The organism is Micromonospora sp. CNZ285 (genome assembly GCF_004637285.1).
This window is the reverse complement of the sequence record NZ_SPQD01000001.1, coordinates 785,001-810,595: the sequence shown is the minus strand read 5'-3', so window position 1 is coordinate 810,595 and position 25,595 is coordinate 785,001. Positions and strand designations below refer to the sequence as shown.

Annotated in this window: 17 protein-coding genes and 2 rRNA genes (1 of these 19 only partly in view); 3 read left to right on the top strand and 16 right to left on the bottom strand. The window is 73.8% G+C overall.

Going from position 1 to position 25,595, the window contains the following annotated elements; translation table 11 throughout:
* Nucleotides 1–123: 123 nt before the first annotated feature.
* From CLT75_RS03740 to recN, 7 genes are all read right to left on the bottom strand, one after another.
* Nucleotides 124–2,529 (bottom strand): hypothetical protein, encoded by a 2,406-nt coding sequence (locus CLT75_RS03740; protein ID WP_135239486.1) that lies wholly within the window; start codon nt 2,527–2,529, stop codon nt 124–126.
* Nucleotides 2,529–3,662 (bottom strand): glycosyltransferase family 4 protein, encoded by a 1,134-nt coding sequence (locus CLT75_RS03735; RefSeq protein ID WP_135239485.1) that lies wholly within the window; start codon nt 3,660–3,662, stop codon nt 2,529–2,531. Before CLT75_RS03735 ends, CLT75_RS03740 begins: the two co-directional genes overlap by 1 nt.
* Nucleotides 3,659–5,356 (bottom strand): lipid II flippase MurJ, encoded by a 1,698-nt coding sequence (gene murJ / locus CLT75_RS03730; RefSeq protein WP_135239484.1) that lies wholly within the window; start codon nt 5,354–5,356, stop codon nt 3,659–3,661. Before murJ ends, CLT75_RS03735 begins: the two co-directional genes overlap by 4 nt.
* Before the next feature lies 1 nt (nt 5,357).
* Nucleotides 5,358–6,221: a hypothetical protein gene (locus tag CLT75_RS03725; protein WP_135239483.1), complete on the bottom strand. Its 864-nt coding sequence runs from the start codon at nt 6,219–6,221 to the stop codon at nt 5,358–5,360.
* A gap of 60 nt (nt 6,222–6,281) precedes the next feature.
* Complete coding sequence (locus CLT75_RS03720; RefSeq protein WP_013285585.1) at nt 6,282–7,223, bottom strand: copper transporter; 942 nt, start codon at nt 7,221–7,223, stop codon at nt 6,282–6,284.
* 27 nt (nt 7,224–7,250) lie between these two features.
* Complete coding sequence (gene steA / locus CLT75_RS03715; RefSeq protein ID WP_135239482.1) at nt 7,251–8,429, bottom strand: putative cytokinetic ring protein SteA; 1,179 nt, start codon at nt 8,427–8,429, stop codon at nt 7,251–7,253.
* A gap of 118 nt (nt 8,430–8,547) precedes the next feature.
* Nucleotides 8,548–10,305 (bottom strand): DNA repair protein RecN, encoded by a 1,758-nt coding sequence (gene recN, locus CLT75_RS03710; protein WP_013285583.1) that lies wholly within the window; start codon nt 10,303–10,305, stop codon nt 8,548–8,550.
* Nucleotides 10,306–10,384: 79 nt separating this feature from the next.
* Between recN and CLT75_RS03705 the strand changes: the two genes are divergently transcribed.
* Nucleotides 10,385–11,359 carry a helix-turn-helix domain-containing protein gene (locus tag CLT75_RS03705; RefSeq protein ID WP_135239481.1) on the top strand — a complete coding sequence of 325 codons (975 nt, stop codon included), beginning with the start codon at nt 10,385–10,387 and terminating at the stop codon, nt 11,357–11,359.
* Between the two features lie 46 nt (nt 11,360–11,405).
* Here CLT75_RS03705 and CLT75_RS03700 read toward each other — a convergent pair whose 3' ends face one another.
* The 5 genes from CLT75_RS03700 to CLT75_RS03680 all read right to left on the bottom strand — a co-directional run bounded on the left by CLT75_RS03700 (nt 11,406) and on the right by CLT75_RS03680 (nt 18,241).
* Nucleotides 11,406–15,134, bottom strand: a complete 3,729-nt coding sequence (locus CLT75_RS03700) for a S8 family serine peptidase (RefSeq protein ID WP_135239480.1) — start codon at nt 15,132–15,134, stop codon at nt 11,406–11,408.
* Between the two features lie 469 nt (nt 15,135–15,603).
* The gene (locus CLT75_RS03695; RefSeq protein WP_135239479.1) at nt 15,604–16,488 is read right to left on the bottom strand and encodes an NAD kinase; all 885 of its coding nucleotides are present in this window, start codon (nt 16,486–16,488) and stop codon (nt 15,604–15,606) included.
* Nucleotides 16,485–17,333, bottom strand: a complete 849-nt coding sequence (locus CLT75_RS03690; protein WP_135239478.1) for a TlyA family RNA methyltransferase — start codon at nt 17,331–17,333, stop codon at nt 16,485–16,487. The genes CLT75_RS03695 and CLT75_RS03690 overlap by 4 nt, the downstream gene beginning before the upstream one ends.
* Before the next feature lie 21 nt (nt 17,334–17,354).
* Nucleotides 17,355–17,582, bottom strand: coding sequence for a hypothetical protein (locus CLT75_RS03685; RefSeq protein WP_073831637.1), 228 nt, complete (start codon nt 17,580–17,582; stop codon nt 17,355–17,357).
* Complete coding sequence (locus CLT75_RS03680) at nt 17,579–18,241, bottom strand: hypothetical protein (RefSeq protein ID WP_135239477.1); 663 nt, start codon at nt 18,239–18,241, stop codon at nt 17,579–17,581. Before CLT75_RS03680 ends, CLT75_RS03685 begins: the two co-directional genes overlap by 4 nt.
* Nucleotides 18,242–18,353: 112 nt before the next feature.
* On the opposite strand from CLT75_RS03680, the gene CLT75_RS03675 reads away from it, so the two are divergent.
* Nucleotides 18,354–18,689 (top strand): SCP2 sterol-binding domain-containing protein, encoded by a 336-nt coding sequence (locus tag CLT75_RS03675; protein WP_135239476.1) that lies wholly within the window; start codon nt 18,354–18,356, stop codon nt 18,687–18,689.
* Between the two features lie 13 nt (nt 18,690–18,702).
* Here the strand turns inward: CLT75_RS03675 and CLT75_RS03670 are convergent, their stop codons facing one another.
* Nucleotides 18,703–19,770 carry an HAD-IIA family hydrolase gene (locus tag CLT75_RS03670; RefSeq protein ID WP_135239475.1) on the bottom strand — a complete coding sequence of 356 codons (1,068 nt, stop codon included), beginning with the start codon at nt 19,768–19,770 and terminating at the stop codon, nt 18,703–18,705.
* Nucleotides 19,767–20,756: a Replicase polyprotein 1ab gene (locus CLT75_RS03665; RefSeq protein ID WP_135239474.1), complete on the bottom strand. Its 990-nt coding sequence runs from the start codon at nt 20,754–20,756 to the stop codon at nt 19,767–19,769. Before CLT75_RS03665 ends, CLT75_RS03670 begins: the two co-directional genes overlap by 4 nt.
* On the opposite strand from CLT75_RS03665, the gene CLT75_RS03660 reads away from it, so the two are divergent.
* A complete protein-coding gene (locus CLT75_RS03660; RefSeq protein WP_135239473.1) occupies nt 20,673–22,379 on the top strand; it encodes a hypothetical protein in 1,707 nt (568 codons plus the stop codon). The two genes, CLT75_RS03665 and CLT75_RS03660, sit on opposite strands and share 84 nt — an antisense overlap.
* 94 nt (nt 22,380–22,473) lie before the next feature.
* On the opposite strand, the gene rrf is transcribed toward CLT75_RS03660, so the two are convergent.
* Nucleotides 22,474–22,590 (bottom strand): 5S ribosomal RNA (gene rrf / locus CLT75_RS03655).
* A gap of 75 nt (nt 22,591–22,665) precedes the next feature.
* Nucleotides 22,666–25,595: ribosomal RNA gene (locus CLT75_RS03650) — 23S ribosomal RNA — on the bottom strand; it runs 179 nt beyond the window's last position.

Here is a 25,595-nt window from a genome sequence, read left to right as displayed (position 1 = left end):
GCCCGGATCCGGGACCTTGATCGACACCAGCTCGCCGATGTGGTGCCTTCCACCGGGCCTCGACCCCGCCACCTCCCCGAACCGGCGGGCGGCAGACCTGACGGGCCGCGCGGGCGGCCCGGGTCAGCCGGCGGGGATCTCCGAGGACGCCGGGGTCGGCTGTGCGGGCACCTGCGCCCCGCGGGTCGTGCCAGCGGCGCGGAGCCCGTCCGGTGCCTCCGTGCCAGCGGGGCGCGGCCCGTCCGGCGCCTTCGTGCCAGCGGGGTCCTGCCCGTCCGGTCCGGCCGGCTCCCCGGCCTTCCCCGGGTGGCCGGCACCGTCACCGGCCGCACCGTCACCGGCCGCGCCGTCGCCGGCCGCGCCGCCCCTGGAGGAGTCGTCCGGGCCGCCCGGTGGGACCGCGCCCGTCTCACCCCCGCCACGGCCGCTGTCGGGCACCGTACGATCGGTGGAGTGGTCGAGCACCCGCAGCGCCGCCAGGGCCGCCATGGGCACCACGAGGGCCGCCGCCGCGCCGGCCACGTCCAGCGCCGACCCGCCGAGGAGGCCGCCCAGCCCGACGGCCACAGCGGTGCCGGCCATCGCCGCCCGGATCGCCGGGTAGATGCCGAACAGCCGCATCAGCCCGCCCCACGGCTGGAGCAGCGCGAGCCAGACCAGCGCCGCCCCGGCCAGGGCCAGCACGGTGAGCGGGCTGTTCACCAGCGTCTGGATGTTGGAGCTGCTGGACCGGTGCACGGTGAGCCCGCCGGTGCCGTCGCCCACAGCGGCCAGGAACCGGCCCAGGCTGCCCCGCTCGTCCGCCGGACGGCCCAGGTCGACCAGGGCGAAGCCGACGGTGACCGCCAGCGCGGCCATGGTGGCCCAGGCCAGCCGGCTCACGGTCAGCCAGCCGCCGCTGCAGATCGCGGCCGCGACGCTGACGCCGGCGGTGAGCGCGATCGCGCCGATCGAGTCGGCGCCCAGGTAGGGGCTGCCCACTATCACCACTGCGAGCCCGCCGACCGTCACCATCACCATCGGGCGCCAGCCCTTGCGGAAACGCTGGGCGAGCCAGCCGCCGCACAACAGCGCCCCGGCGATGAATACGCCCAGCCCGACGGTGCCGAGCCCGGCGTACCGGCCGCCCTCCAGCGCCGAGTAGCCGACCACGCCGTTGAGCTGCAACCGGGAGCCGGTGAGCACGTCCACGCCGACGACGAGCGTGGCCAGCCCGGCCACCGCCCCGAGCGGGCCGAGGGTGCGCTCGTGTCCGGGAGTGAACCGGACCGCCGCGGTGCCGCCGACGATGAGTAGCGCGGTCACCGAGGCGTACCAGACGCCGGCGTGGTCGCCGCGCCACCAGGGCACGGCGTCGGCGAGCAGCGCCGCGGGCACGGCGAGCGCGGCGGCGATCAGCATCAGTTCCACCACGGCGACGATCCGCGGGGACACCGGTTCCGGTCCGTGCGGGCCGGCGAGCCGGCGGGCCCGGCGCAGCAGCGGCAGCACCGCCACGGCGAGGGCGAGCTGCGCGGCGGCCAGCAGCGTGAAGAACCAGCCGGCGACTCGGCGCTGGGCGGCGGCCTCCCGGTCCGCGTCGGCCGGCGCCTCGATCGCGGCCCGCAGATCATCCGGCCGGTCGTCGACTGTCACCGCGGGGCGGCCGAGGAACGCCCGTTCCGGCATCGGCTTGTCGAGCACGGCGAGCACTGTCGGGGCCAGGTCGATCAGTTGCAGGTAGCCGGACCGGGCGGTGCTGGGCGAGGTCAGCCAGCCGCCCTCCCAGCCGGGGCCGTCGGCGACAGCGACGTGCAGCCGCGCCGGGGAGTCGGTGTCGGACACGCCGGCGACCAGCACCAGCGAACGCGGTGGCCGGGCGGCGAGCACCCGGGCCAGCCGGGCGTCGGCCTGCCGCGCCTGGGCGGCCCGTACCTCCGGGTCGTCGTCGTCGACGGTGCCGACGTCGACGATGCTCAGCACACAGGAGCCGAGCAGTTCCGCCGGATCCTCGGGGAGCGTGGGCGCGTACCTGTCGACCCGGCCGAACGGGCGGGCGGCGGCCACCGCGGCGCCCGGCCCGACCGCCACCGAGCAACGCACCGACTCGGCCAGCGCGCCTGGCGTGGCGCCCCAGGAGAGCTGCTCCTGGTTGTGCACGACGGCACTGGGCTGGTCGGGCAGGTTCGCGCCGATGCCGTCGGGCCGTTCGACAGTGACGGCGGTGGCCGGGCAGCCGCCGCTCGGGCGGGCGCCGGGCCAGGCGGCGAAGTTCCCCGCGCCGAGCGTGAGCCAGCCGTCGACCGGGCAGGTGGGGCGATGCGCGGAGCGGACCGAGAGCGACCCGATCGCGCCCTGCTCGGCCATCCGCCACAGCGTCGGCGTGTTCTCCGGGTCGACGTCGTCCCACCGCAGGCCCGCCGCGCCGACGAGCACCACGTAGTCGGCGTTCGGCCGGGTCGCGCCGTCGTCCGGGCGGGCGGACAGCGCGGTGATGCCCAGCACCACCACGACGAGCGTCAGCAGCACCGGGGTCAGTCTGCGCAGCATCAGCGGTTCCCGGTGGAGAGCTGCGGGGTCAGCTCGGCGTAGAGGCCGGCGAGCGCGGCCACGGTGTCCGCCTCGGTGGGCCAGGTCGCGGCCCGGGCCAGGCCGCGCCGGCCCAGGTCGGCCCGGCGCGCGGGGTCGTCGAGCATGTCGCGCACCGCCGCGTCGACGGCGTCCACGTCGCCCGGCGGCACCAGCACTGCCGCGTCGCCCACCAGATCCGGCAGACCGCCGACGGCGGTCGCGACGAGCGGTACGCCGGCCCGCAGCGCCTCCTGCGCGAACAACTGGCGGGCCTCCCAGTCGCTCGTCACCACCGCCAGGTCGGCGGCGCCGAGCAGGTCCGCCACGTCGGTGCGGTGCCCGAGCAGCGTCACCGGCGCGCGGGCGGCCGAGATCCGGGCGGCCAGCGGCAGGTACGCCGGACCGCTGCCCGCGATCACCACGAGCGGGGCGGGGGTACGGGTCCGCCAGCGGGCGGCGGCATCGATCAGCACGTCGTACCGCTTCTGCGGGTGCAGCCGGCCCACCGACAGGATCAGCGGGCGGTCGGCGGCGACGCCGAACTCGGCGCGTACCGCCGTGCGGCGGCGGCGCGGCGCGGGCAGCGCCGGCGCGGCGACCGGGGCGAGGCGGGCGTCGGCGGCGCCGAGCGCGGCGGCGCGGTCGACCAGGTCGGCGGAGGCGCCCAGCGCGACCCGCACGGACCGGGCGACGACCCGCTCGACCAGCCGGGACACCGCGCCGCGCAGGCCACCGGCGAGGACCGCGTTGTGCCAGGTGACGACCAGCGGCGCAGCGGGACGGGCGAGCGCGGCGACCAGGCCGGCGCGCAGCCCGTGCGCGTGCACCACGTCGACCTGTGTATCAGTGAGCGCCCGGCGCAGCGCGGTGACCGCGCGCGCGTCGCCCGGCGTGGGGCTGGCCGAGATCTCCACCGGCGTGAACCGGGCTCCGGCGCCGGTGAAGTCGAACTGTTCCTCGGTGGCGGCCGGGCCGCAGACCAGCACGGACGCGCCGGCCTCGGTGAGCCCTCGGGTGATCGAGCGGACGTGCTGCCCGACGCCGCCGGTGCTGGAGGCGAGCACCAGGGCCACCGACCCGGGCCAGCGCGGTGCCGGCGAGGCGTCCGTCATGAGGAAACGGTCTCCCTTCCGTCACCCCGCTCGCCGGGGTGCTGCTGCGCCGGCGGGCCGTCGTCCCCGCCGGCCGGGCGTCGCCGGCGCAGCCGGCGGGTCACGGTCGCGAGCAGCGGCCGCAGGTCGCGGGCGTCGGTCAGCCAGGCGACGGCGAGGAACAGGACACCGACCACGACCCCGGACAGCATGCCCTGCGCGAGGGCCCACGGTGTCGTCGGGGTGCCGTCACCGAGCCCGGCGAGTCCCGCCGCGACGGCCGTGCCGCCGGCTCCGGCGACGACGGCGGCGAGCAGCCCGGCGGCGCCGGCCCGGCCGACCCCGGCCAGCGCCTCGCCGCCGGCGGCCCGCCGGACCGCGGCGATCAGCAGCGCGCCGAGCAGCAGCATGCCGGCCGAGGTCGCCAGCGTCACCGCGAGCACCCGGTCGGCCAGCGGCGCCACCTGGGCGGCCACCACGGCGAGCGCGGGCACGCTGAGCCAGCCCAGCGCCGTGGCGACGGTGGCCGCGCGGGTCTCACCCCGGGCGTACAGCGCGCGGGTGAGGACCGCGAACAGGCCGTAGCCGACCAGGCCGGGCGCGAACCCGGCGATCCCGGCCGCCGCGGTGCGCGCGTCCAGCGGATCGGAGAAGAAGAAGTGCCCGACCGGGATCGCGGTGCCGACGAGTGCGGCGGCGCCGAGCAGGCTGAGCAGCACGACCCCGCGTACCGCCGGGGCCAGGGTCTGCCGGTAGGCGCGCTCGTCGCCGGTGGCCCGGGCCGCGACGAGCGTCGGGTACGCGGCCACCGCCAGCGGTACGGCCAGCACCGCCCACGGCAGGAAGTAGACGGTCTGCGCGAGGTTGTAGACGCCGACGTCGGCGGTCCGGCCGTAGGTGACCTGGTTGAGCGCGACCACCAGGGCGATCTGCTGCGCGGTCACGGTGACCACCCCGGCGAGCGCCAGCCCGCCGACCCGGGCGCGGGCGTCGGCCGGGAAGCGGTAGCCGGGCCGGATCCGCAGCCGCAGCCGGCGCAGCGGGATCAGCAGCGACAGCGAGAGCATCACCACGCCGAGCGTGGTGCCGGCGGACAGCAGCAGCTCGCCGCCGCGTCCGGTCTCCCCGATCGTGGCCAGCCGCCCCTCGGCGGCGGTGAACCCGAGGTAGACGGCGATGACAGTGACGCTGGACAGCAGCGGCGCGATCACCGGCCAGGCGAAGCGGCGGTGCGCCTGGAGCACGCCGGTCAGCACGATGCCCACGCCGTACAGCGGCAACTGCGGCGCGAACACCCGCAGCATCCGCGCGCCGGAGGCCTGCTGCGCCTCGCTGAGACCGTTCCCGATCAGCCCCGGCAGCGGGTCGGCGAACACCGCCAGCAGCACCGCCAGCGGGACCAGCAGGCTCAGCGTCCAGGTCAGCAACGCGCCCGTGGTGGCGGCCACCGCGCGCCGGTCACCCGCCTCGACGGCGCCGGCCAGCAGCGGTACGACGAGACTGGCTAGCGCCCCACCGGCGACGATCTCGAAGATGAAGTTCGGGACGTAGTTCGCCACCAGGTAGGCGCCGCCGAGGTCGGTGGGGCCCAGCATCCAGGTGAACACGGCGGTACGGCCGAAGCCGGCGAGCCGGCTGAGGACGGTGAGGACGGCGATGAGGGCAGCCGCCCCGGCGACCCGGCCGGCGGCGGCGAGAGGAGCCGGTTTCGTCACGTCAGTCCGGGAGCCGGCCCAGCTCGTCGAGGTGCCGCAGCCCTGGCGTGGACGCGATGACCTGGGTGAAGCTGACCTTCTCGCTGGCCGCGGTGAGCGCGGCGAGCACGGCCAGCACACCGGCCCGGCCCAGCGGCCCGGTACGCGCGGCGAGGCTCACCCCGAGCAGCGCGCCGAGCGCGTTGGCGCCGCTGTCGCCGACCATCACCCGCTCGCCGAGGTCGTCGCCGACCAGCGCGGCCGAGGCTCCCACCGCGCCCGCCGCCACGCCGCCGTACGGGCCGGTGGTCAGCGGCGCGCCGAGCAGCATGCCGGACTTCAGCGCCCGGCCGGGCCGCAGGTCGAGCAGGTTGACCAGGTTGGCGGTGCCGGCCACCACGCCGGCGCCGAGCAGCACGTCGAGCCCCCGGCCGAACGCCCCGGCCCGCTGGCGGCGCGGGTGCGCGGCGACCCGCCGGTCGGCGGCGAGCAGCGCGGCGGCGCCCAGCCCGGCCACGCCGACCCCGGCGACCTTGACCATCCCGGCGGTGACCTGACCCTCACGCAGCGCGGCGAGATGCCCGGCGAAGCCCTTGGCGGCCTTCTGTTCGGGGCGCGCGCCGACCACGTCGTCGTAGAGGCCGACCGCGCCCGCGCCGAGTCCGGCGGCCAGAGCGGCGGCGGCGGCCGGGGCGCTACCGGCGCCCAGCGCGGCCCCGGTGGCCGCGCCGACGGCCAGGGCCGGACCGGCGGCCAGGGTCACGGTGCGGCCCCGGTAGTTGGTGCGCTCCAGCGCCGGGCCGCCGGGCGACGTGCGCGTCTGACGCAGCACGTAGCGGGCGGCCAGCGCGCCCGCGCCCACGGCCAGCAGCCGACCCAGTCTCACGGGACCTCCTCGATCCGGACTTCGAACGCGACGCGGCACGGACCGGGCGGCCCGGCGCGGTCACCGGGGCAGTGTAGGCACCCGGGCGGCGGCGTTGTCGCCCACGCCGTACTGGCCGGTCTTCTTCTCGGTCAGCTGCTGCGCCAGCGCGAGGCTGGTGACCAGCTGGCCCTGCACGGTGTTGGCGTTGTCGACGGTGGAGATGGTCTGCGACAGCACCGGGTCGCCGCGGACCACGGAGACGAGGTTGCCGCCGGTCGAGCCCATGCCGGCGACCACCAGCGCGCCGGCCCTGTCGAACTGCTCGGCGATCTTCACCACCGACTCGTCCTTCTTCGCCGAGTCCTTGTCCACGTACGGCTGGCCGGTGACCATCACCACCGCCTCGGCGGCGGTGGAGATCCGGTCCGCCGGGGTGAGGTAGCCGGCGGTGGCGTACTGCTCCAGCACGGCGCGCCGGTCGGCGTCGCTGACCGGCGGGCTCCCGGCCGGGCGGTCCACCAGCACGTTGGCGAGCAGCGCGCTGGAGGTCTCCACACCGTGCCCGTTGCCGGGCAGGTTGCCGGTGGGCGCGCTGTTCGGCCGGGCCGCGGTGACCGCCAGTTCCAGCAGGTTGTTGTTGCTGTCCGGGTTGACGAACTTGTCCTGCACGTCGATGCGGCCGGTGACGTCGGCGCCGGCGGTCTGGAGCATCTTCACCACGCCCTCGGCCTGGTCGCGGCCGCTGGGCAGGGTGAGCACCAGCACGCGGCGGCCGGTCAGCTTGCCGGGCAGGACGAGCTGGGCCATCTCGGCGGCGAAGTCCTCCTCGGTCTCCAGCTGCTTCTGCATGCTGTTGACCGACTGGCGCATCAGCGAGTTGTCCTTGCGCAGGCCGTTGACGTTCTCCCGGAGCGAGTCGGCGACCGGGCCGTTGAGGGCGGCCGTGCCGACCACCAGGCCGATCGCCAGCGCCAGGAACACCGCGGTCAGGGACACCACGTGGTAGCGAAAGTTGATCACGCTTGCAGCCTCTTGATCGTCGGGGAGCTAGAAGAGCTGGCCGAGCTGGAACACGAAATTGTCCCACCATTCGGAGACCACGCCCAGATACGCCTTCCCGACGGTGGAGACCGCCACCGCGGAGGCCATCGCGGCCACCGCCGACAGGACCAGCAGCAGCAGCGACGACCCGGAGATGCTCTGCCGGTAGAGCCGGCTGACGCCCTTGGCGTCGACCAGCTTGCCGCCGACCTTCAGCCGGGTCAGGAACGTCGACGCCATGCCGCCGCGCCCCTTGTCGAGGAATTCCACCAGGGTGGCGTGCGTGCCGACCGCCACCAGCAGCGAGGCGCCCTTCTCGTCGGCCAGCAGCATGGCCAGGTCCTCGCTGGTGGCCGCCGCCGGGAAGGTGATCGCCGGTACGCCGAGCCCGTTGACCCGGGCCAGACCCGGCGCCCGCCCGTCCGGGTAGGCGTGCACGATCACCTCGGCGCCGCAGCGCAGCACGTCGTCGGTGACCGAGTCCATGTCCCCGATGATCATGTCCGGGGTGTAGCCCGCCTCGACCAGCGCGTCGGCGCCGCCGTCCACGCCGATCAGCACCGGCTTGAACTCCCGGATGTACGGGCGCAGCACGTCCAGGTCGGCCTTGTAGTCGTAGCCGCGGACCACGATCAGGCAGTGCCGGCCCTGGATCTGGGTCTGGATCTCCGGTACGCCGACGCCGTCGAGCAGCAGGTCGCGTTCCTGGCGCAGGTAGTCCATCGTGTTGGCGGCGAACGCCTCCAACTGCACCGACAGGCCCTCCCGGGCGTCGGCCATCGACTTGGCCACCGTTTCGGCGTCCTGCAGCGAGCCGTGCGCGACCGGCTCGTCGCCGACGAAGACGGTGTTGCCCTCGATGCGGACCCGGTCGCCCTCGCGGACCTGCTCGAAGACGCTCTCGCCGAGGTCGTCCAGCAGCGGGATGCCGGCCGAGATCAGCACCTCCGGGCCGAGGTTGGGATAGCGGCCGGAGACCGACGGCTTGGCGTTGAGCACCGCCGCCACACCCACCGCGACGAGCGAGTCGGCCGCCACCCGGTCCAGGTCGACGTGGTCGATGACCGCGATGTCACCGGGTCGCAGCCGCCCGACCAGGCGTTTCGTCCGCCGGTCGAGGCGCGCGGTGCCGACGATGGAGCCCGGCTCCGGGTTCCGGCTCCGGCGCAGTGTGGGTAGACGCATCGTGACCATCCTGGCATGTGAGGCAGGTTTTGCTGTCGCGACATGCCTGAGCAGGGCCGCCTACCCAGGGAAGCACACCGGAACCCGCGCCGGTGTGCTTGCGCTCACAATCGGGGTATCACGGACGCCTTTCCTTGGCCGCCACGGCCAGGAGCTCCTCGGCATGGGCGATACCCAGATCCGAGTCCGGCAAACCGGCGAGCATCCGGGCCAGTTCCCGGGCGCGCTCGGTGTCCTCCACCACGCGCACCCCGCTCGTGGTGACCGCGCCCCCGGTGTCCTTGGCCACCACCAGGTGCCGGTCGGCGAACGCGGCGACCTGCGGCAGGTGCGTGACCACGAGCACCTGGTGGCTACGGGCCAGCCGGGCCAGCCGACGGCCGATCTCCACCGCGGCCTGACCGCCGACACCGGCGTCGACCTCGTCGAACACCAGCGTGGGCGGGCCGCCGGAACCGGCGAAGACCACCTCGATGGCGAGCATCACCCGGGACAGCTCACCGCCGGACGCGCCCTTCTGCAACGGCAGCGCCGGCGCGCCCGGGTGCGCCAGCAGCCGCAACTCCACCTCGTCGGCGCCGTCCGCGCCGACGCCGGTCTCGACGCCGTTGACCGGCAGGCTCGGCTCGGACCGGCCCGCCGGGCGCGGCAGCACCGCCACCTCGATCCGGGCGTGCGGCATCGCCAGCCCGGCCAGCTCGACTGTCACCTCCTCGGCGAAGCGGACCGCCGCCTCCCGCCGGGACGCCGACACCCGGCCGGCCAGGTCGGCCACCTCACCGGCGAGCCGGGTCGCCTCGCGGTCCAGCTCGTCCAGCAGCTCGTCGGAGGTGTCCAGATCGGACAGCCGCGTGCGGGCCCGCTCGGCCCACGCCACCACACCGTCGACGTCGTCGGCGTACTTGCGGGTGAGCGCGCGCAGCGCGGCCCGCCGCTCGTACACGGTCTGCAGGCGGGCCGGGTCGGCGTCCAGCGCGGCCAGGTAGGCCGACAGCTCCGCGGCCACGTCGGTGACGAGCGTGGCCGCCTCCTCCAGCCGGGCCGCCAGCTCACCCAGCGCCGGGTCGGTGCCGGCCTGCGCCTCCAGCGTGCGCCGCGCGGTGCCGAGCAACACCGTCGCGTCCGGCGTCTCGTCGGTCGCCTCGACGCCGCCGGCCACGCACTGCTGCGCCACCTGCGCGGCGGTACGCAACCCCTCGGCGTGCTCCAGCCGCTGCGCCTCGGCCTTCAGCTCGTCGTCCTCCCCCGGCTGCGGGTCGACCCGGGTGATCTCGTCCAGGCCCAGGCGCAGCAGGTCGGCCTCCTGGTTGCGCTCGCGGGCGTTGCGCCGCCGGTCGGCCAGGTCGTCGACGACGGTGCGCCACCGGGCGTACGTCTCGCGCAGCGCGTCGAGCAGCTTCTCGTGCTCGGGCCCGGCGAACCGGTCGAGCGAGGCGCGCTGCTCGGCCGGGCGCAGCAGCCGCAGCTGGTCGGACTGACCGTGCACTGCCAGCACCTGCTCGCCGACCTCGCCGAGCGTGGACACCGGCATGGCGCGCCCGCCCAGGTGGGCCCGGGAACGGCCCTCGATGGTCACGGTGCGGCTGAGCAGCAGCGAGCCGTCCTCGTCGGGCTCGCCACCGGCGTCGAGGATGCGGGCGTGCACCGCCTCGGCCACCCGTCCGCTCAGGCGAAGCCGGCCCTCCACCGCCGCGCGGCCCGGCTGGGCGCGCACCCGGCCGGCGTCGGCACGGCCGCCGAAGAGCAGGCCGAGGCCGGTCACCACCATGGTCTTGCCGGCGCCGGTCTCGCCGGTGATGACGTTCATCCCCGCGGCCAGCGGCAGCGTGGTGTCCTCGATGACGCCCAGTCCGGTGATGCGCAGCTCTTCCAGCACAGCACCCGACAGTAGCCCCGCCGTGTGACAGTTGACCAGCCGGCAGGGCGAGCCGCGGGCACCCGTACAGTTCAGCCCCGTGCTGGAGGAGATCGGCCTGACCTCGGACGAGGAGGAGCTCTACCGCAGCCTGGTACGGGCGAACACGGCCCGGGCCGGTGAGCTCGCGCAGCGGCTGGGGCGGCCCCGCGCGGAGGTCGTCGCCCGGCTGGACGCCTTGCGGGACAAGGGTCTCGTGCTGCCGACCGGCCCGGAGCCGGACGCGCCGCTGCGGCCGCTCGCGCCGGACGTGCCGCTCGGTGAGGCGCTGCTGCGCCGCCAGTCGGCGCTGGAGGAGGCCCGCGCCGCTGTCAGCCGGCTCGCCGAGGACTACCGGGCCGGGATGCGCCGCCACGACGCCGCGCACCTGGTCGAGGTGGTCACCGGCGCGCGGGCGCTGCGGGAACGGCTGCGCGAGCTGCAGAACGGGGCGCGCGAGGAGGTGCTCTGGTTCTGCCGGGCGAATCCGCTGGCGATGCCCGGCCCGGAGAACGTCGAGGAGTTCGACGCGCTGGCCCGGGGCGTGCGGTACCGGGCCATCTACGAACGGGCGATGCTGCTGGAGCCGGGCGCGCTCGCCGACGTGGAGCGGGGCGTACGCGCCGGGGAGCAGGCCCGGGTGCTGGACCGGCTGCCGGTGCGACTGGCCGTGGTGGACGGTCGTACCGCGGTGTGCCCGCTGGTGCCCGACCGCGACGGCGGCGAGCCGACGGCCGCGGTGATCGGCCGCAGCCAACTGCTGGACGCGTTGCTGGCGCTGTTCGAGAGCCACTGGCTGATGGCGACGCCGCTCGGCACGCCCGCCGACCGGGCCGCCACCGGCTACCAGCCCGACGGCGACGAGGCGCGGCTGCTGTCGCTGTTCGTCGCCGGGGTGCCGGACAAGTCGATCGCGTCACAGCTCGGGGTGAGCCGGCGTACCGTGCAGCGGCGGCTGGCCGACCTGATGGCCGCCGCCGGTGTGGACACCCGGCCCGGGCTGGCGTTCCAGGCCGCCCGGCGCGGCTGGATCTGACCGGGGCCGGGGCGGGACGGCCCCAGGACCGCCCCGCCCCGGCGTCTCACCGCAGCCCGTACGCGTCGATCACGGTCTGCGTCACGGTGCTGCCGGACCGGTCCCGCGCCGAGACGCGCAGCGACACCGTGCCGCGCCCGGCCGGCACCTCGGCGGTGAACCGGGTGCCGGAGCCGCGTACCGGCGCCGTGCGCCAGGTGCGTCCGCCGTCGAACGACACCTCGGCGCGTACCGTCGTGCCGGCCGGCGCGGGCAGCCCGGCCGGGTGGCGCAGCGTCAGCCCGACGGTGTGCTTCCGCCTGCCGGGCACCTCGCCGCGCAGGTCGGCCGGCACCCGGTAGTCGACCTGGAGCAGCGGCAGCGGCCGGGCCGCGTCACCGGACGGGCGGGCCGAGGTGAACTCCCACGCCGTCTCGGTACGGGTCGCCCACCGCCATTCCGCCGACGACCGGGCCGTGGTCACGTCGAGGCGGTAGCGGGCCGGACCGGCGGTGGTGGGCACCGGCGCCCAGCCGGCGGACAGGTCGGCGATCTGCCGGCCGTCGCGGCTGACCCGGCGGGTCACCGTGTCCTGCTCCTCCGACCGGTTGTCCACGCCGGCGTGACCGTCGGCGTCGACGAACTCGGCCACCCGCAGGTCGAGCGTGTCAGCGGTCCGGCTCGGCGCGGCCGCACCGGCCGGCACGGCGGGACGCACCAGCGGCGTGTGCCACGACTCGGTGGTCCGGTCGGTGGCCGCGTAGCGCCGGGGCCGGTCGGACAGGCCGCCGGTCAGCGTCCCCATGCTGGAGAACATCAGCCGGTGCAGCACCCGGTGCTGCCACCACGAGTCACCGGAGCTGACGTACTCCCGCCGGGTCGTCCCGGTACGCACCATCCGCTGGTCGTCGTTCCAGGAGAACTCCTGCCAGGGCCGCCACCCGAACCGCTGCTCGGTGGCCCAGTCCAGGCCGCCGGTGTCGCCGTAGCGCGCGGTCACCTCGGCCGTGTTGGCGGCGGTGACCCGGTGGGAGATCCGCTCCGGCACCCGGCCCTTCGACACCTGGAACACGTCGTAGAGGTACGGGCTGTCCACGGTGAACGTCAGGTCGATGCGGGCCCGGCCGGTACGCGCCGCCGCGAGCAGCCGCTGCCCGTCGTCGTACGCCACCGCGAGCGCCGGCGCCGGCAGCCGCTCCCCGGTCGGCCGCCACACCGTCCACGCGCTCTGGTCCGCCGGCCGGACGATCAGCACCGCCTTCGCACCGGCCGCCGCCGCGGCGGCCACCTGCTCCTCCTCGGACCGGTCGGCGGACGCGGTGAGCAGCGCCGCCGCGCCCCGCACCCCGGTCAGCTCACCGGGTGCGCCGGTGCCGGCGGCGACCAGGCGCAGCCGCTGCCGCCCGGCCGGGGCCGGCGACTGGCCCATCAGGTTGACGTCCAGCGCGCCGGACACGCCGCTGACGTCGATGTCGACCATCGGCGCGACGAGCTGCCAGCGCGAGGAGAACTCGAACTCGCCGCGGCGTACCTGCCGGGTCGGGGTGACGTTGAGCTGCTGCACGGCGCTGAACGTCATCACCCCGTGGTCGACCTGCCGGCCGTTGCCGAACACCCGGTGCTGGTAGAAGCTGAGGACGGCCCGCTGCTCGGACGGTTTCGGCGTCTCGATCCGTACCGGTGTGCCGCGCCGTGGGTCGAGCACCACCGTGAGGTCCTGGTCCACGGTCAGCTCCGGGTCGGTGACCAGGGTGAGCTGCTCGTCCAGCGGCGCGCCGTGCTCGATCAGCGCGTGCAGCAGGTACGGCCCCTCCTCCACCTGGATCCGCCACTCGTCGCCGACGCCGAGCCAGCCCATCGCGTCCGACTCCGGGTGCTCGCCGAACAGCGTCACCACCGGCGACGATCCGGGCCGCCCGGCCGGGTCGAGCGCGCGCAGCGTCACTGTGTGCTGCCGGCCGCTGAGCGTGAGCCCGACCGCGGTACGGACCGTCACGCCGTCCGCGCCGGTGGCCACCAGCCACCCGCCGTGCGGGCCCCGGTCCAGCCGGGCCGGGTCCGCGCGCAGCGGCACGTCCACACCGCCGCCGGCCGGCACCGTCACGGTGGCGGTGTCGAGCGTCAGGCCGTCGGTCTCGGCCGCGCCGCTGTCCAGATTGCGCAGCTCCAGCGCCAGCCGCAGCGTCTGCGCCCCGGCGGTGCCGTTGACGTAGCGCACCGTCCGGGTCGCGGCCGGCCCGCCGGTGGTCAGCCGGCCGAAGTCGGCGGTGGCGCTGCCGTACACCCGCTGGCGCAGCGCGCGGGCCACGTCGACCCGCCCGGCGCCCTGCTCGAACACCGTCGCGCCGACGCTCGGCCGGGTCGTGCTGACCAGCGCGTCCTTGAGCTGCGCGGCGGTCCATCCGGGATGCTCCTGGGCCAGGACGGCGGCCGCGCCCGCGACGTGCGGCGTGGCCATCGAGGTGCCCGAGGCGCGGGTGTAGGCGTCGTCCACAGGCGTACCCATGGTGGTGCCGGCGGCGCGGGCGGCGACGATGCCGACGCCCGGTGCGGTGATCTCCGGCTTCAGGCCGTTGTCGCCCAGGCGCGGGCCGCGGCTGGAGAAGTCGGCGAGCACGTCGTCGCGGTCGACCGCGCCGACGGTCAGCGCGGCGGTCGCCGCGCCGGGCGAGCCGACGCTGCGCGGCTCACCGTCGTTGCCGGCGGCGATCACGAACAGCGCGCCGGTGGAGGCGGTGAGGTCGTTCACGGCCTGGCTCATCGGGTCGGTGCCGTCGGTGGGCGCGCCGCCGAGGCTCATGCTGACCACCTTCGCGCCGGAGCGCGCGGCCCACTCCATGCCGGCGATGATGCCGGAGTCGTAGCCGGAACCGGAGTCGTCGAGCACCTTGCCGACCAGCAGCCGCGCGCCGGGCGCGACGCCCTTGCGCAGCCCCGCGGAGCCCGCGCCGCTGCCGGCGACGGTGGCCGCCACGTGGGTGCCGTGGCCGTGGCCGTCCCGGGCGCTGCCGCCGCCGGTGAAGTCACGCGCCTCGGCGATCCGGCCGGCCAGGTCGGGATGGTCGGCGTCCACGCCGGTGTCGAGCACCGCGACCCGCACCCCGGCGCCGTCGCGTCCGGCCGCCCACGCGGCGGGCGCGCCGATCTGCGGGACGCTGTGCTCCAGCGCCACCCGGGCCCGCCCGTCGAGCCACACGCGCTCCACGCCCGCGCCCAGCCGGACCGGTCCGGCGCCCGCGGTGCGGGCCTGCGGCGTCTCCCGCAGGGACGTCCACAGCGCGCCCAGGTCGTCCTTGTCGACGCGCAGCGCGGCGCCGTTGATGCTGGACAGCGGACGGGACTCGGCGGCGACGGCGAGCGGGCGCACCCGCCCGGCGGCCGGTTCCCGGTAGCGCACGATCAGCGGCAGCGCCGCGAGGCCCGCGTCGCCGTAGCCCTGCTCGGCCAGTTCCTGCACGTCGAACAGGTCCGGGTCGAGCACGCCCGCCGACACGTACGGCACGACGTCGGCGGGCAGCACCCGCAGCCCGCCGTCGGCCTGCGTGGTCTGGAAGACGATCCGGTCGCGGCCCGGCCCGGGGCGGACGGTGGCGGCGATCCGGCCCGGCGCGGCCTGGACCAGCTCGACCTGGTCGCCGGTGATCAGCGTGACGCGGGCGGGCGGCGCGCCCGGGGCGGATGTGCCCGGGGGCGGGCCGGCGGGCCGGGCGGGCGGTACGGCGGACGCCGGTACGGCGAGCCCGACCACCAACGCCCCGGCCGCGCCGGCGGCGAGCCAGCGGGGGAACCGGTGCATGTGACGCTCCTCTACTCCGAGGCCGGCCTCGTGAGGCCCGGCGATCGGAGTCTGCGACGGCGTCCGCCGCCGGGTCACCGGGTACGGGCCGCCGCACCGGCGACATGTCGCCAGGTGGACACGAGCACGACGGAGTGGAGGCCGGGACGCCGGAGACCGCGTCGCCCAGCTCGCGTGCCGCCGCTTCCTCCGGCGGCGGCCCTGCGACCTGTCGGCCCGGCCGGGGTCGACACCCGACCGGACACGGCGTGCCGGTCCGCCCGCCGCGGCCGGCTACGACGCTCCGGCGTCCCGACCGTCGCGGCCCCGACCACCCCCTGGCCGAGCCCCGCGACGCCGGGCCGCATCCGGGAAGCGGCGGGCCTCACCGCCGCGCCCGGACTCACCTCTTCGCGGCCCGTACGCCCACCGTAACGCGCGCGAGGGCCGGGACCGGTGGGCCGAACGGAGATTTCCGCTGAGCCGCTGGTCAGCGACGGTTGCCCCGCCAGCCCTGGACGGGAAGGTCGAACTTGGCCACCAGCCGGTCGGTGAACGGGCGGGCCCGCAGCCGCACGATGCGCACCGGCAGCGTGCCCCGGCGCACCGTCACCCGGGCGCCGGGCGGCAGGTCGTAGACGCGCCGCCCGTCGCAGCACAGCACGGCCAGTGTGGTGAACGGGTCGACGGTGATGACGAACGTCGACGTCGGCGCGGTCACCAGCGGGCGGCTGAACAACGCGTGCGCGCTGATCGGCACCAGCAGCAGCGCCTCCACCTCGGGCCAGACCACCGGCCCGCCGCCGGAGAACGCGTACGCCGTCGAGCCGGTCGGGGTCGCGCAGATCACGCCGTCGCAGCCGTACCGGGACAGCGGCCGGCCGTCCACGTCGACGAGCAGCTCCAGCATCTGGGCGCGTTCGCCCTTCTCCACGCTGATCTCGTTGAGCGCCCACGACTCGATCGTCGGGCCGCCCTCCCATTCGGCGGTGACGTCGAGGGTGAGCCGTTCGTCCACCGTGTAGTTGCGGTCGACCACGTCACGCACGGCGGTGTCCAGGTCGTCGATCTCCGCCTCGGCGAGGAAGCCGACCTTGCCCAGGTTGATGCCGAGCAGCGGCACCTTGGCCGGGCGGGCCAGCTCGGCGGCGCGCAGGAACGTGCCGTCCCCGCCGAGTGCGAACACGATCTCGGCGCCCTCGGCGGCCTCCGGGCCGGTCACCGGCACCACGCCCGGCAGGTCCAGGTCGTCGGCCTCCTCGGCCACCACCCGCACCTCGAACCCGGCGGCGATCAGGTCGGCGGCCACCGCCCGGGCGTGCTCGGTGCTACGTCGACGGCCGGTGTGCGTGACCAGCAGCGCGGTACGGCTCACCCGGACACCTCCTCGGTCGTGGCCGCCGTCGCGGCGGCGCCCTGCGGGCCGGCGGCCACCACCGCGCGGACCCGCTCCGGGTCCGCGGCGGGCGCGTCCCCGCGCAACCATACGAAGAACTCGACGTTGCCGCTCGGCCCGGGCAGCGGGCTGGCCGCTACGTCGGCCAGGCCCAAGCCCAGTCCGGCGGCGGCCGCGGCCACGTCCAGCACCGCCTCGGCGCGCAGCGCCGGGTCGCGGACCACACCGCCGGCACCGACGCGCTCCTTGCCGACCTCGAACTGCGGCTTGACCATCAGCGCCAGGTCACCGCCGGGCCCGGTGCACGCGGCCAGCGCCGGCAACACCAGCCGCAGCGAGATGAACGACAGGTCGGCCACCGTCAGGTCGACCGGGCCGCCGATCGCCTCCGGCGTGAGGGTACGCACGTTCGTGCGCTCGAACACCCGCACCCGCTCGTCGGTCCGCAGCGACCAGGCGAGCTGCCCGTAGCCGACGTCCACGGCGACCACCTCGGCGGCACCGGCGCGCAGCAGCACGTCGGTGAAACCGCCTGTCGACGCGCCCGCGTCCAGGCAGCGCCGGCCGTTGACGGTCAGCCCGCCGGGGGCGAACGCGGTGAGCGCGCCGGCCAGCTTGTGGCCGCCCCGGGAGACGTACTCGTCGGCCGGATCCTCGCCGGTGACCAGCAGCGGATCGGCCGGGTCGACCATCGCCGCAGGCTTGCGCGCCCGCACTCCGCGCAGCTGGACGCGACCGGCCTCCACGAGCGCGGCGGCCTGTTCCCGGGAGCGGGCCAGCCCGCGCCGGACCAGTTCGGCGTCCAGCCGGGTACGACGAGCCATCAGGTGTGTCTCCGCCTCTGCTCAGGCCTGGTCGATGGTGGCGAGGGTCTCGCGCAGCGTCTCGTACGCCGCCTCGTACTGGGCGATCTGGTCGGCCGGGGCGAGCGCCTCGGCGTTGGCCATGCCGAGCACTGCGGCGTCCACCGCCGGATGTCGTGCCTCGCCGACCTCCTCGACCGGCGCGGGGCGTACCCCCGGGGGCGGTCCGGGCCGCGGACCCGGCGGCGGACCGGGCCGGGGCGCGGTCACGAGCCGGCCGCCCGGCGCCCGGTGGCCTTCTTCGCCGGCCGGGCGGGCGCGGGGGGCGAGTCGTCGGCAGGGGTGCGGGCCACGGTGGCGGGCGGCTTCTTCGCGATCGCCTTCTTGGCCACCGCCTTCTTCGCCACCGCCTTCGTCGGCGTCGTCGCGGGGGCCTTGGCCGGTGTCGTCGCCGGGGTCTCGGCGGCGGGCGACGCGGTGTTCGGCTGCCGGGCCCCGGACGGCGCCGTCTCGGGCGGCTCGGTCTGCGGTGCGGTCGCGCCGGAGGGCGCGGCGGCTGTCCCGGCCGGTGCTGCGGCGGCGGGCTCGGACGCGCCGGCGGGCGGGGTGTCGCCCGGGCCGAGGTGGCCGCGCGCCTCGCGCAGCTGCCGCTCCAGGTCGTGCACCCGGCGGGTCAGCTCGGCGACCTCGTCGGCGGTGGCCAGGCCGACCGCGCCCAGTGCCCGGTCCACCTCGAAACGGACCAGCTTGGTCAGCGACTCCCGGTTCGCCAGGCCGGTCGCGACCAGTTCCTCGGCGAGCGTCTGGATCTGGGCGGCGGTCGCGCCGCCCTGGCCGACGACGCGCATGACCGCGTCCTGTGCCTTCTTCCGGGGCGCCTCCGTCAGGCCCATGGCCAGCTCGAGGTAGGCGCGCCACGCGTCCTGCATGCCTGAGTCCTTCCGCGGGGCGAGGTGTGCAGGTGCCACGCTACCGGGCACCCCGGACGCCCCATTGCGGTACGGTGCCGGGAAACGGCGTGGTTCGTGGTGAGGAGACGATGTGGCCAGCGTGGACGAGTGCCGGCAGGCGTTGCACGACCTGGCCGCGCGGCTGGACCGCAACGCCGAGGCGCAGGGACGCATCGACCTCGACCGCACCCTCGCCTGCCGGATCACCGACCTCGGCACCGCGTTCCACGGGCGGCTGGAGGGCGGCCGGCTGGTCGACCTGGCCGACGGCGACGACCCGAAGGCGAAGATCGCGCTGAGCACCGGCAGCGACGACCTGGTCGCGCTGGTGCACGGCCGGCTCGACGTCATGGCGGCGGTGGCCTCCCGCCGGGTGTCGATCAAGGCGAACCCGTTCGACCTGATGAAGCTCCGCAAGCTGCTCTGAGCGGCCCGGCGCCTCAGCCCTCGAGCCCGAACGCGGCGAGGGCCTCCTGCGCCGCCGGGGACTGCGCCCGCACGCGCGGCCCGGACCCGGTCGACCAGGCCACCGCGCAGAGCGCCGCGAGGGCCGCCAGCGGCGGTCCCGCGCCGTCGAGCACGAGGTCCGCGCCGGCCTCCGTCACCGACCAGCCGCCGTCTGCGGCCCGGCCCGGCACCGCCACCACGGCGGCCGGGTCGAACAGGCCCGCCAGGTCGAACGAGACGTACGCGGGGCGGCGCTCCTCGGGTGCGGCCAGCAGCTCGGCGGCGTCGCTGACGCCGGTGAGCACCAGCAGGCTGTCCAGCCCGGCCCGGCGGGCGCCCTCGATGTCGGTGTCCAGCCGGTCACCCACGACGAGCGTGCGTCCGGCCCCGGCCCGCCGCGCGGCGGTGGTGAACAGCGCCGGCTCCGGCTTGCCCACCACCACGTCGGGGTCGCGGTCGAGCGCGGTCCGCAGCACCGCGACGAGCGAGCCGTTGCCCGGCAGCGGGCCGCGCGGGCTGGGCAGCGTGCGGTCGGTGTTGGTGGCGTACCAGGGCGCGCCCGCCCGTACCGCCAGGGACGCCTCGGCCAGGTCGGACCAGCCGACCTGCGGGCCGTAGCCCTGGGCCACCGCGGCGGGCTCCTCGTCGGCAGTGGCGACCGGCCGCAGGCCCACCGCGCGCAGCTCGGCGCGCAGCGCGTCCGCGCCGACCACGAGCACCGGCGCGCCCTCGGGCAGCCGGTCGCGGAGCAGTTCGGCGGTGGCCGCCGCGGAGGTGAGCACCTCCGCCGGCCGGGCCGCGACGCCCATGCCGGTGAGCAGGTCGGCCACCTCGCTGGAGCGGCGGGAGGCGTTGTTCGTCGCGTACGCGACCGCGCGCCCCTCGGCGTGCAGCCGGCTGACCGCCTCGACCGCGCCGGGGATGGGCCTGTCGATCAGGTAGATGACGCCGTCCAGGTCGAAGACGACGAGCGAGTACGCGTCGACGAGCCGCCCCGCCCCGGCGCGGTCGGGTTCTCCCCGATCCGCGCCGGAGGCGGTGTCACCGGCGTACCCGGTCATCGGCGGTCCGCCGCCTCGCCCTCGCCGGCCGCGGCGTCACCCGGCGCCTGCCGGTCGCCGTCGGCCTTCCGCGCCTGCGTGACCTCGTCGGCCGGGGTGCCGGCGGCCGGCTCCTCGGTCGTGTCGGCAGCGGTCGGGGTGTCGGCGGCGAGCGACCCGGCCTCGGTGTCGGTCAGCTCGTCGTCATCCCGGTCGTCGTCATCGTCATCGTCGTCGTCGTCGTCATCGTCGTCATCGTCGTCGTCATCGTCGTCGTCATCGTCGTCGTCATCGTCGTCATCGTCGCCCTCGGCCGACGCCTCGGACGTGTCCGCGTCGTCCTCCGGCTCGTCGTCGCCCTCGATGACCACGCCGTCCAGCTCCAGCAGCCGCTCGGCGGCGTCCGTCTCCCCCTCGGAGTCGACGTCGGCGGCCCGGGAGAACCACTCCCGCGCTTCCTCGCGCCGGTCGACCGCCAGCAGGGCGTCCGCGTACGCGTAGCGCAGCCGCGCCGCCCACGGCTCGGTCGAGTCGCCGGTCAGCTCGCGGACCTGGAGCATCGCCACCGCGGCGTCCTTCTGCCCGAGGTCACCGCGCGCCCCGGCGGCCACGATCAGCAGCTCGATCGCGACGGCCTGGTCGAGCTTGTCCCGGTCCGCGCCGCGGAACAGGTCGATGGCCCGCTCCGGCCGGCCCAGCGCCCGCTCGCAGTCGGCCAGCACGGCCAGGTGGCTCTGCAGGCCGGTCATCCGGTGGTACGTCCGCAGCTCGGCGATGGCGGTCTGCCACTCACCCGCGTGGTACGCGGCCAGCCCGACGGCCTCCCGCACGGCGGCGATCCGCGACGCGAGCCGGCGGGCCGCCATGGCGTGCGCCAGCGCCAGCGCCGGGTCCTCGTCGATCAGCAGACCGGTCGCGACCAGGTGCCGGGCGACCGTCTCCGCGACCGGCTTGGCGAGGGAGAGCAGCTCCGCCCGGACGGCCGAGTCGAGGTCGCTCGCGACCACGTCGTCGGGCAGCTCCGGCGCCTCACCGGTACGACCCTCGCCGCGCTCGTCCTGGCGCTCCCGCTGCGGACCGTAGGTGCCACGGCGGTCGTCGCCGCCCGGCCGGTCGCCGTAGCCGCGGCGCTCACCGTCCCGCTCGCCCCGGAAGCCACCCGGCCGCCGGTCGTCACGTCGGTCGTCGCGCCGGAAGCCACGGTCACGGTCGCCACCGCGGTACCCGCCGTCGCGGCGCTCGCCGCTGGCGTAGCTCTCCCGGCGGTCGCCGCCCTGGTAGCCGCCCTCGCGACGGTCGCCGCCCCGGAAGCCGCCCTCGCCGGTGCCGCCTTCGCGACGATCCCCACCGCGGAAGCCACCCTCACGACGGTCACCACCGGAGAAGCCGCCCTCGCGACGATCCCCACCGCGGAAACCGCCTTCGCGGTCGCCACCGCGGAAACCGCCCTCACGACGGTCGCCGCCCCGGAAGCCACCGTCACGGGCACCGCCTTCACGACGGTCACCACCGCGGAAGCCGCCCTCGCGGTCGCCACCACGGAAACCACCCTCTCGACGATCACCGCCCCGGAAGCCACCGTCGCGGTCGCCACCACGGAAACCGCCCTCACGACGATCGCCACCACGGAAGCCACCCTCACGACGATCGCCACCACGGAAACCACCCTCACGACGGTCACCACCGGAGAAGCCGCCCTCGCGACGGTCCCCACCACGGAAGCCACCCTCACGGGCACCGCCCTCACGACGATCCCCACCGCGGAAACCACCCTCACGGCGATCGCCACCGCGGAAACCGCCCTCACGGGTGCCGCTTTCACGACGGTCACCACCGGCGAAGCCGCCCTCGCGGCGGTCTCCACCGCGGAAGCCGCCCTCACGACGGTCCCCACCACGGAAGCCACCCTCACGGGCACCGCCCTCACGACGATCCCCACCACGGAAACCACCCTCACGGCGATCGCCACCACGGAAGCCACCCTCACGACGGTCACCGCCACGGAAGCCACCCTCGCGGGCACCGCCCTCACGACGATCCCCACCACGGAAGCCGCCCTCGCGCCGGTCGCCACCGCCGAAGCCGCCCTCACGACGGTCACCGCCGCGGGAGTTGCCGTCGCGGGTGCCGCCTTCGCGACGGTCGCCGCCACGGAAGCCACCCTCGCGGCGCTCACCGCCGCGGAAACCGCCGTCACGGTCGCCGCCCCGGAAGCCGCCTTCGCGACGGTCGCCGCCCGGACGGCTTCCACTCCGGAAGCCACCCTCACGGTCGCCGCCACGGAAACCGCCCTCGCGACGGTCGCCGCCGCCGGAGCCGCCTTCACGACGGTCGCCGCCACGGAAGCCACCCTCGCGACGCTCACCACCGCGGAAACCGCCCTCACGGTCGCCGCTGCGGAAGCCACCCTCGCGGCGGTCGCCACCGCGGAAACCGCCCTCACGACGGTCACCGCCACGGGTGCCACTGTCACGGTCGCCACCACGGAAGCCGCCCGGGCGGTCGTCGCGGCCGCCCCGGTACGAGGGACGGTCATCGCGACGGCCGTCGCGGCCGGCGTCACCACGCCCCTGGCCGCGGTCGGCGCGATCCTCGTAACGACGGGGGCGGTCCCCGCCCTGGGGTCCTAAGCTCACAGGTACATCCTTCCTGATGGCGTTTCCGCCGAGAACGCTAACGCAGTCGAGGGCCGCCCCTGCTGGGGCGGCCCTCGACTGGAAGATTGTCCGGCGGTGTCCTACTCTCCCACACCCTCCCGAGTGCAGTACCATCGGCGCTGGAGGGCTTAGCTTCCGGGTTCGGAATGTGACCGGGCGTTTCCCCTCCGCCATGACCGCCGTAACTCTATGAACATGTCAACCAACCCTGATGGGTGGTGGTTTGTTCAGAGTTGCACAGTGGACGCGTAGCAGCTTGGTAGTCAAGTCCTCGGCCTATTAGTACCGGTCAACTGAACCCGTTACCGGGCTTACATTTCCGGCCTATCAACCCAGTCGTCTAGCTGGGGGCCTTACCCCACAATGTGGGTGGGATACCTCATCTTGAAGCGAGCTTCCCGCTTAGATGCTTTCAGCGGTTATCCCTTCCGAACGTAGCTAACCAGCCGTGCCCCTGGCGGGACAACTGGCACACCAGAGGTTCGTCCGTCCCGGTCCTCTCGTACTAGGGACAGCCCTTCTCAAGTATCCTACGCGCACGGCGGATAGGGACCGAACTGTCTCACGACGTTCTAAACCCAGCTCGCGTACCGCTTTAATGGGCGAACAGCCCAACCCTTGGGACCTGCTACAGCCCCAGGATGCGACGAGCCGACATCGAGGTGCCAAACCATCCCGTCGATATGGACTCTTGGGGAAGATCAGCCTGTTATCCCCGGGGTACCTTTTATCCGTTGAGCGACACCGCTTCCACATGCCAGTGCCGGATCACTAGTCCCGACTTTCGTCCCTGCTCGACCTGTCAGTCTCACAGTCAAGCTCCCTTGTGCACTTGCACTCAACACCTGATTGCCAACCAGGCTGAGGGAACCTTTGGGCGCCTCCGTTACCCTTTAGGAGGCAACCGCCCCAGTTAAACTACCCACCAGACACTGTCCCTGAACCGGATAACGGTCCGAAGTTAGATACCCAAATCAACCAGAGTGGTATTTCAAGATTGCCTCCACCCATACTGGCGTATGGACTTCACCGGCTCCCACCTATCCTACACAAGCTAATTCAGATACCAATGTCAAGCTATAGTAAAGGTCCCGGGGTCTTTCCGTCCTGCCGCGCGTAACGAGCATCTTTACTCGTAATGCAATTTCGCCGGGCCTGTGGTTGAGACAGTGGGGAAGTCGTTACGCCATTCGTGCAGGTCGGAACTTACCCGACAAGGAATTTCGCTACCTTAGGATGGTTATAGTTACCACCGCCGTTTACTGGCGCTTAAGTTCTCCGCTTCGCTCGTGAGAGCTAACAGGTCCCCTTAACGTTCCAGCACCGGGCAGGCGTCAGTCCATATACATCGAATTACTTCTTCGCATGGACCTGTGTTTTTAGTAAACAGTCGCTTCCCCCTGCTCTCTGCGGCCATACAACGCTCCACCCGCGCGGGGCTTCACGTCTCCGGCCCCCCTTCTCCCTAAGTTACGGGGGCAATTTGCCGAGTTCCTTAACCACAGTTCGCCCGATCGCCTCGGTATTCTCTACCTGACCACCTGTGTCGGTTTGGGGTACGGGCCGCTAAGAACTCGCTAGAGGCTTTTCTCGGCAGCATAGGATCACTGACTTCACCTGAATCGGCTCGGCATCACGTCTCAGCCCATATGGCGTGCGGATTTGCCTACACGCCGGCCTACACGCTTACCCCGGCACAACCACCGGCCGGGCTCAGCTACCTTCCTGCGTCACCCCATCGCTTGACTACTACCCGCCAGGTTCCCACGCTCCCCACCCGCAGTCCGAAGACCTTGGATGGTTTGGGTGGTTAGCACAACGAGGTTCGTCAGGGTCGCTCTTTCGCGGGTACGGGAATATCAACCCGTTGTCCATCGACTACGCCTCTCGGCCTCGCCTTAGGTCCCGACTCACCCAGGGCGGATTAGCCTGGCCCTGGAACCCTTGGTCATCCGGCGGAAGGGTTTCTCACCCTTCTTTCGCTACTCATGCCTGCATTCTCACTCGTGCCGCGTCCACAACTGGGTCACCCCGCTGCTTCACCCCCGGCACGACGCTCCCCTACCCATCCACACACCTGCATACCCCATCAAGGAGGCACGAAGTTAAAATGTGAATGCCACAGCTTCGGCGGTGTGCTTGAGCCCCGCTACATTGTCGGCGCGGAACCACTTGACCAGTGAGCTATTACGCACTCTTTAAAGGGTGGCTGCTTCTAAGCCAACCTCCTGGTTGTCTATGCGACCCCACATCCTTTTCCACTTAGCACACGCTTAGGGGCCTTAGCTGGTGATCTGGGCTGTTTCCCTCTCGACTACGAAGCTTATCCCCCGCAGTCTCACTGCCGCGCTCTCACTTACCGGCATTCGGAGTTTGGCTGATTTCGGTAAGCTTGTGGGCCCCCTAGACCATCCAGTGCTCTACCTCCGGCAAGAAACACGCGACGCTGCACCTAAATGCATTTCGGGGAGAACCAGCTATCACGGAGTTTGATTGGCCTTTCACCCCTAACCACAGGTCATCCCCCAACTTTTCAACGTTGGTGGGTTCGGCCCTCCACGCGGTCTTACCCGCGCTTCAGCCTGCCCATGGCTAGATCACTCCGCTTCGGGTCTAGAGCATGCGACTGAAAACGCCCTATTCAGACTCGCTTTCGCTACGGCTCCCCCACACGGGTTAACCTCGCCACATGCCACTAACTCGCAGGCTCATTCTTCAAAAGGCACGCCGTCACCCCGCAAGGCTCCGACGGATTGTAGGCGAACGGTTTCAGGTACTATTTCACTCCCCTCCCGGGGTACTTTTCACCATTCCCTCACGGTACTCGTCCGCTATCGGTCACCAGGAAGTATTTAGGCTTACCAGGTGGTCCTGGCAGATTCACGGCAGATTTCAGGAGTCCGCCGCTACTCGGGAACACCCACAGAAGACCAGCAACTTTCACCTACCGGACTATCACCGTCTACGGTCAGCCATTCCAGACTGTTCGACTAGCCACTAGCTTTGTAACTCCTCGAACAAGTGTCAGCTTGTTCAGCAGGGTCCCACAACCCCGACGACGCAACCCCTGACAGGTATCACACGCCGCCGGTTTAGCCTCAATCCGCTTTCGCTCGCCACTACTCACGGAATCACTATTTGTTTTCTCTTCCTACGGGTACTGAGATGTTTCACTTCCCCGCGTTCCCC

Bases quoted from the DNA above. Each gene is read 5' to 3' on its own strand.
- CLT75_RS03740 (WP_135239486.1), bottom strand. From the start codon at position 2,529: ATGCTGCGCAGACTGACCCCGGTGCTGCTGACGCTCGTCGTGGTGGTG.
- CLT75_RS03735 (WP_135239485.1), bottom strand. From the start codon at position 3,662: ATGACGGACGCCTCGCCGGCACCGCGCTGGCCCGGGTCGGTGGCCCTG.
- steA (WP_135239482.1), bottom strand. From the start codon at position 8,429: ATGCGTCTACCCACACTGCGCCGGAGCCGGAACCCGGAGCCGGGCTCC.
- CLT75_RS03700 (WP_135239480.1), bottom strand. From the start codon at position 15,134: ATGCACCGGTTCCCCCGCTGGCTCGCCGCCGGCGCGGCCGGGGCGTTG.
- CLT75_RS03690 (WP_135239478.1), bottom strand. From the start codon at position 17,333: ATGGCTCGTCGTACCCGGCTGGACGCCGAACTGGTCCGGCGCGGGCTG.
- CLT75_RS03680 (WP_135239477.1), bottom strand. From the start codon at position 18,241: ATGCAGGACGCGTGGCGCGCCTACCTCGAGCTGGCCATGGGCCTGACG.
- CLT75_RS03670 (WP_135239475.1), bottom strand. From the start codon at position 19,770: ATGACCGGGTACGCCGGTGACACCGCCTCCGGCGCGGATCGGGGAGAA.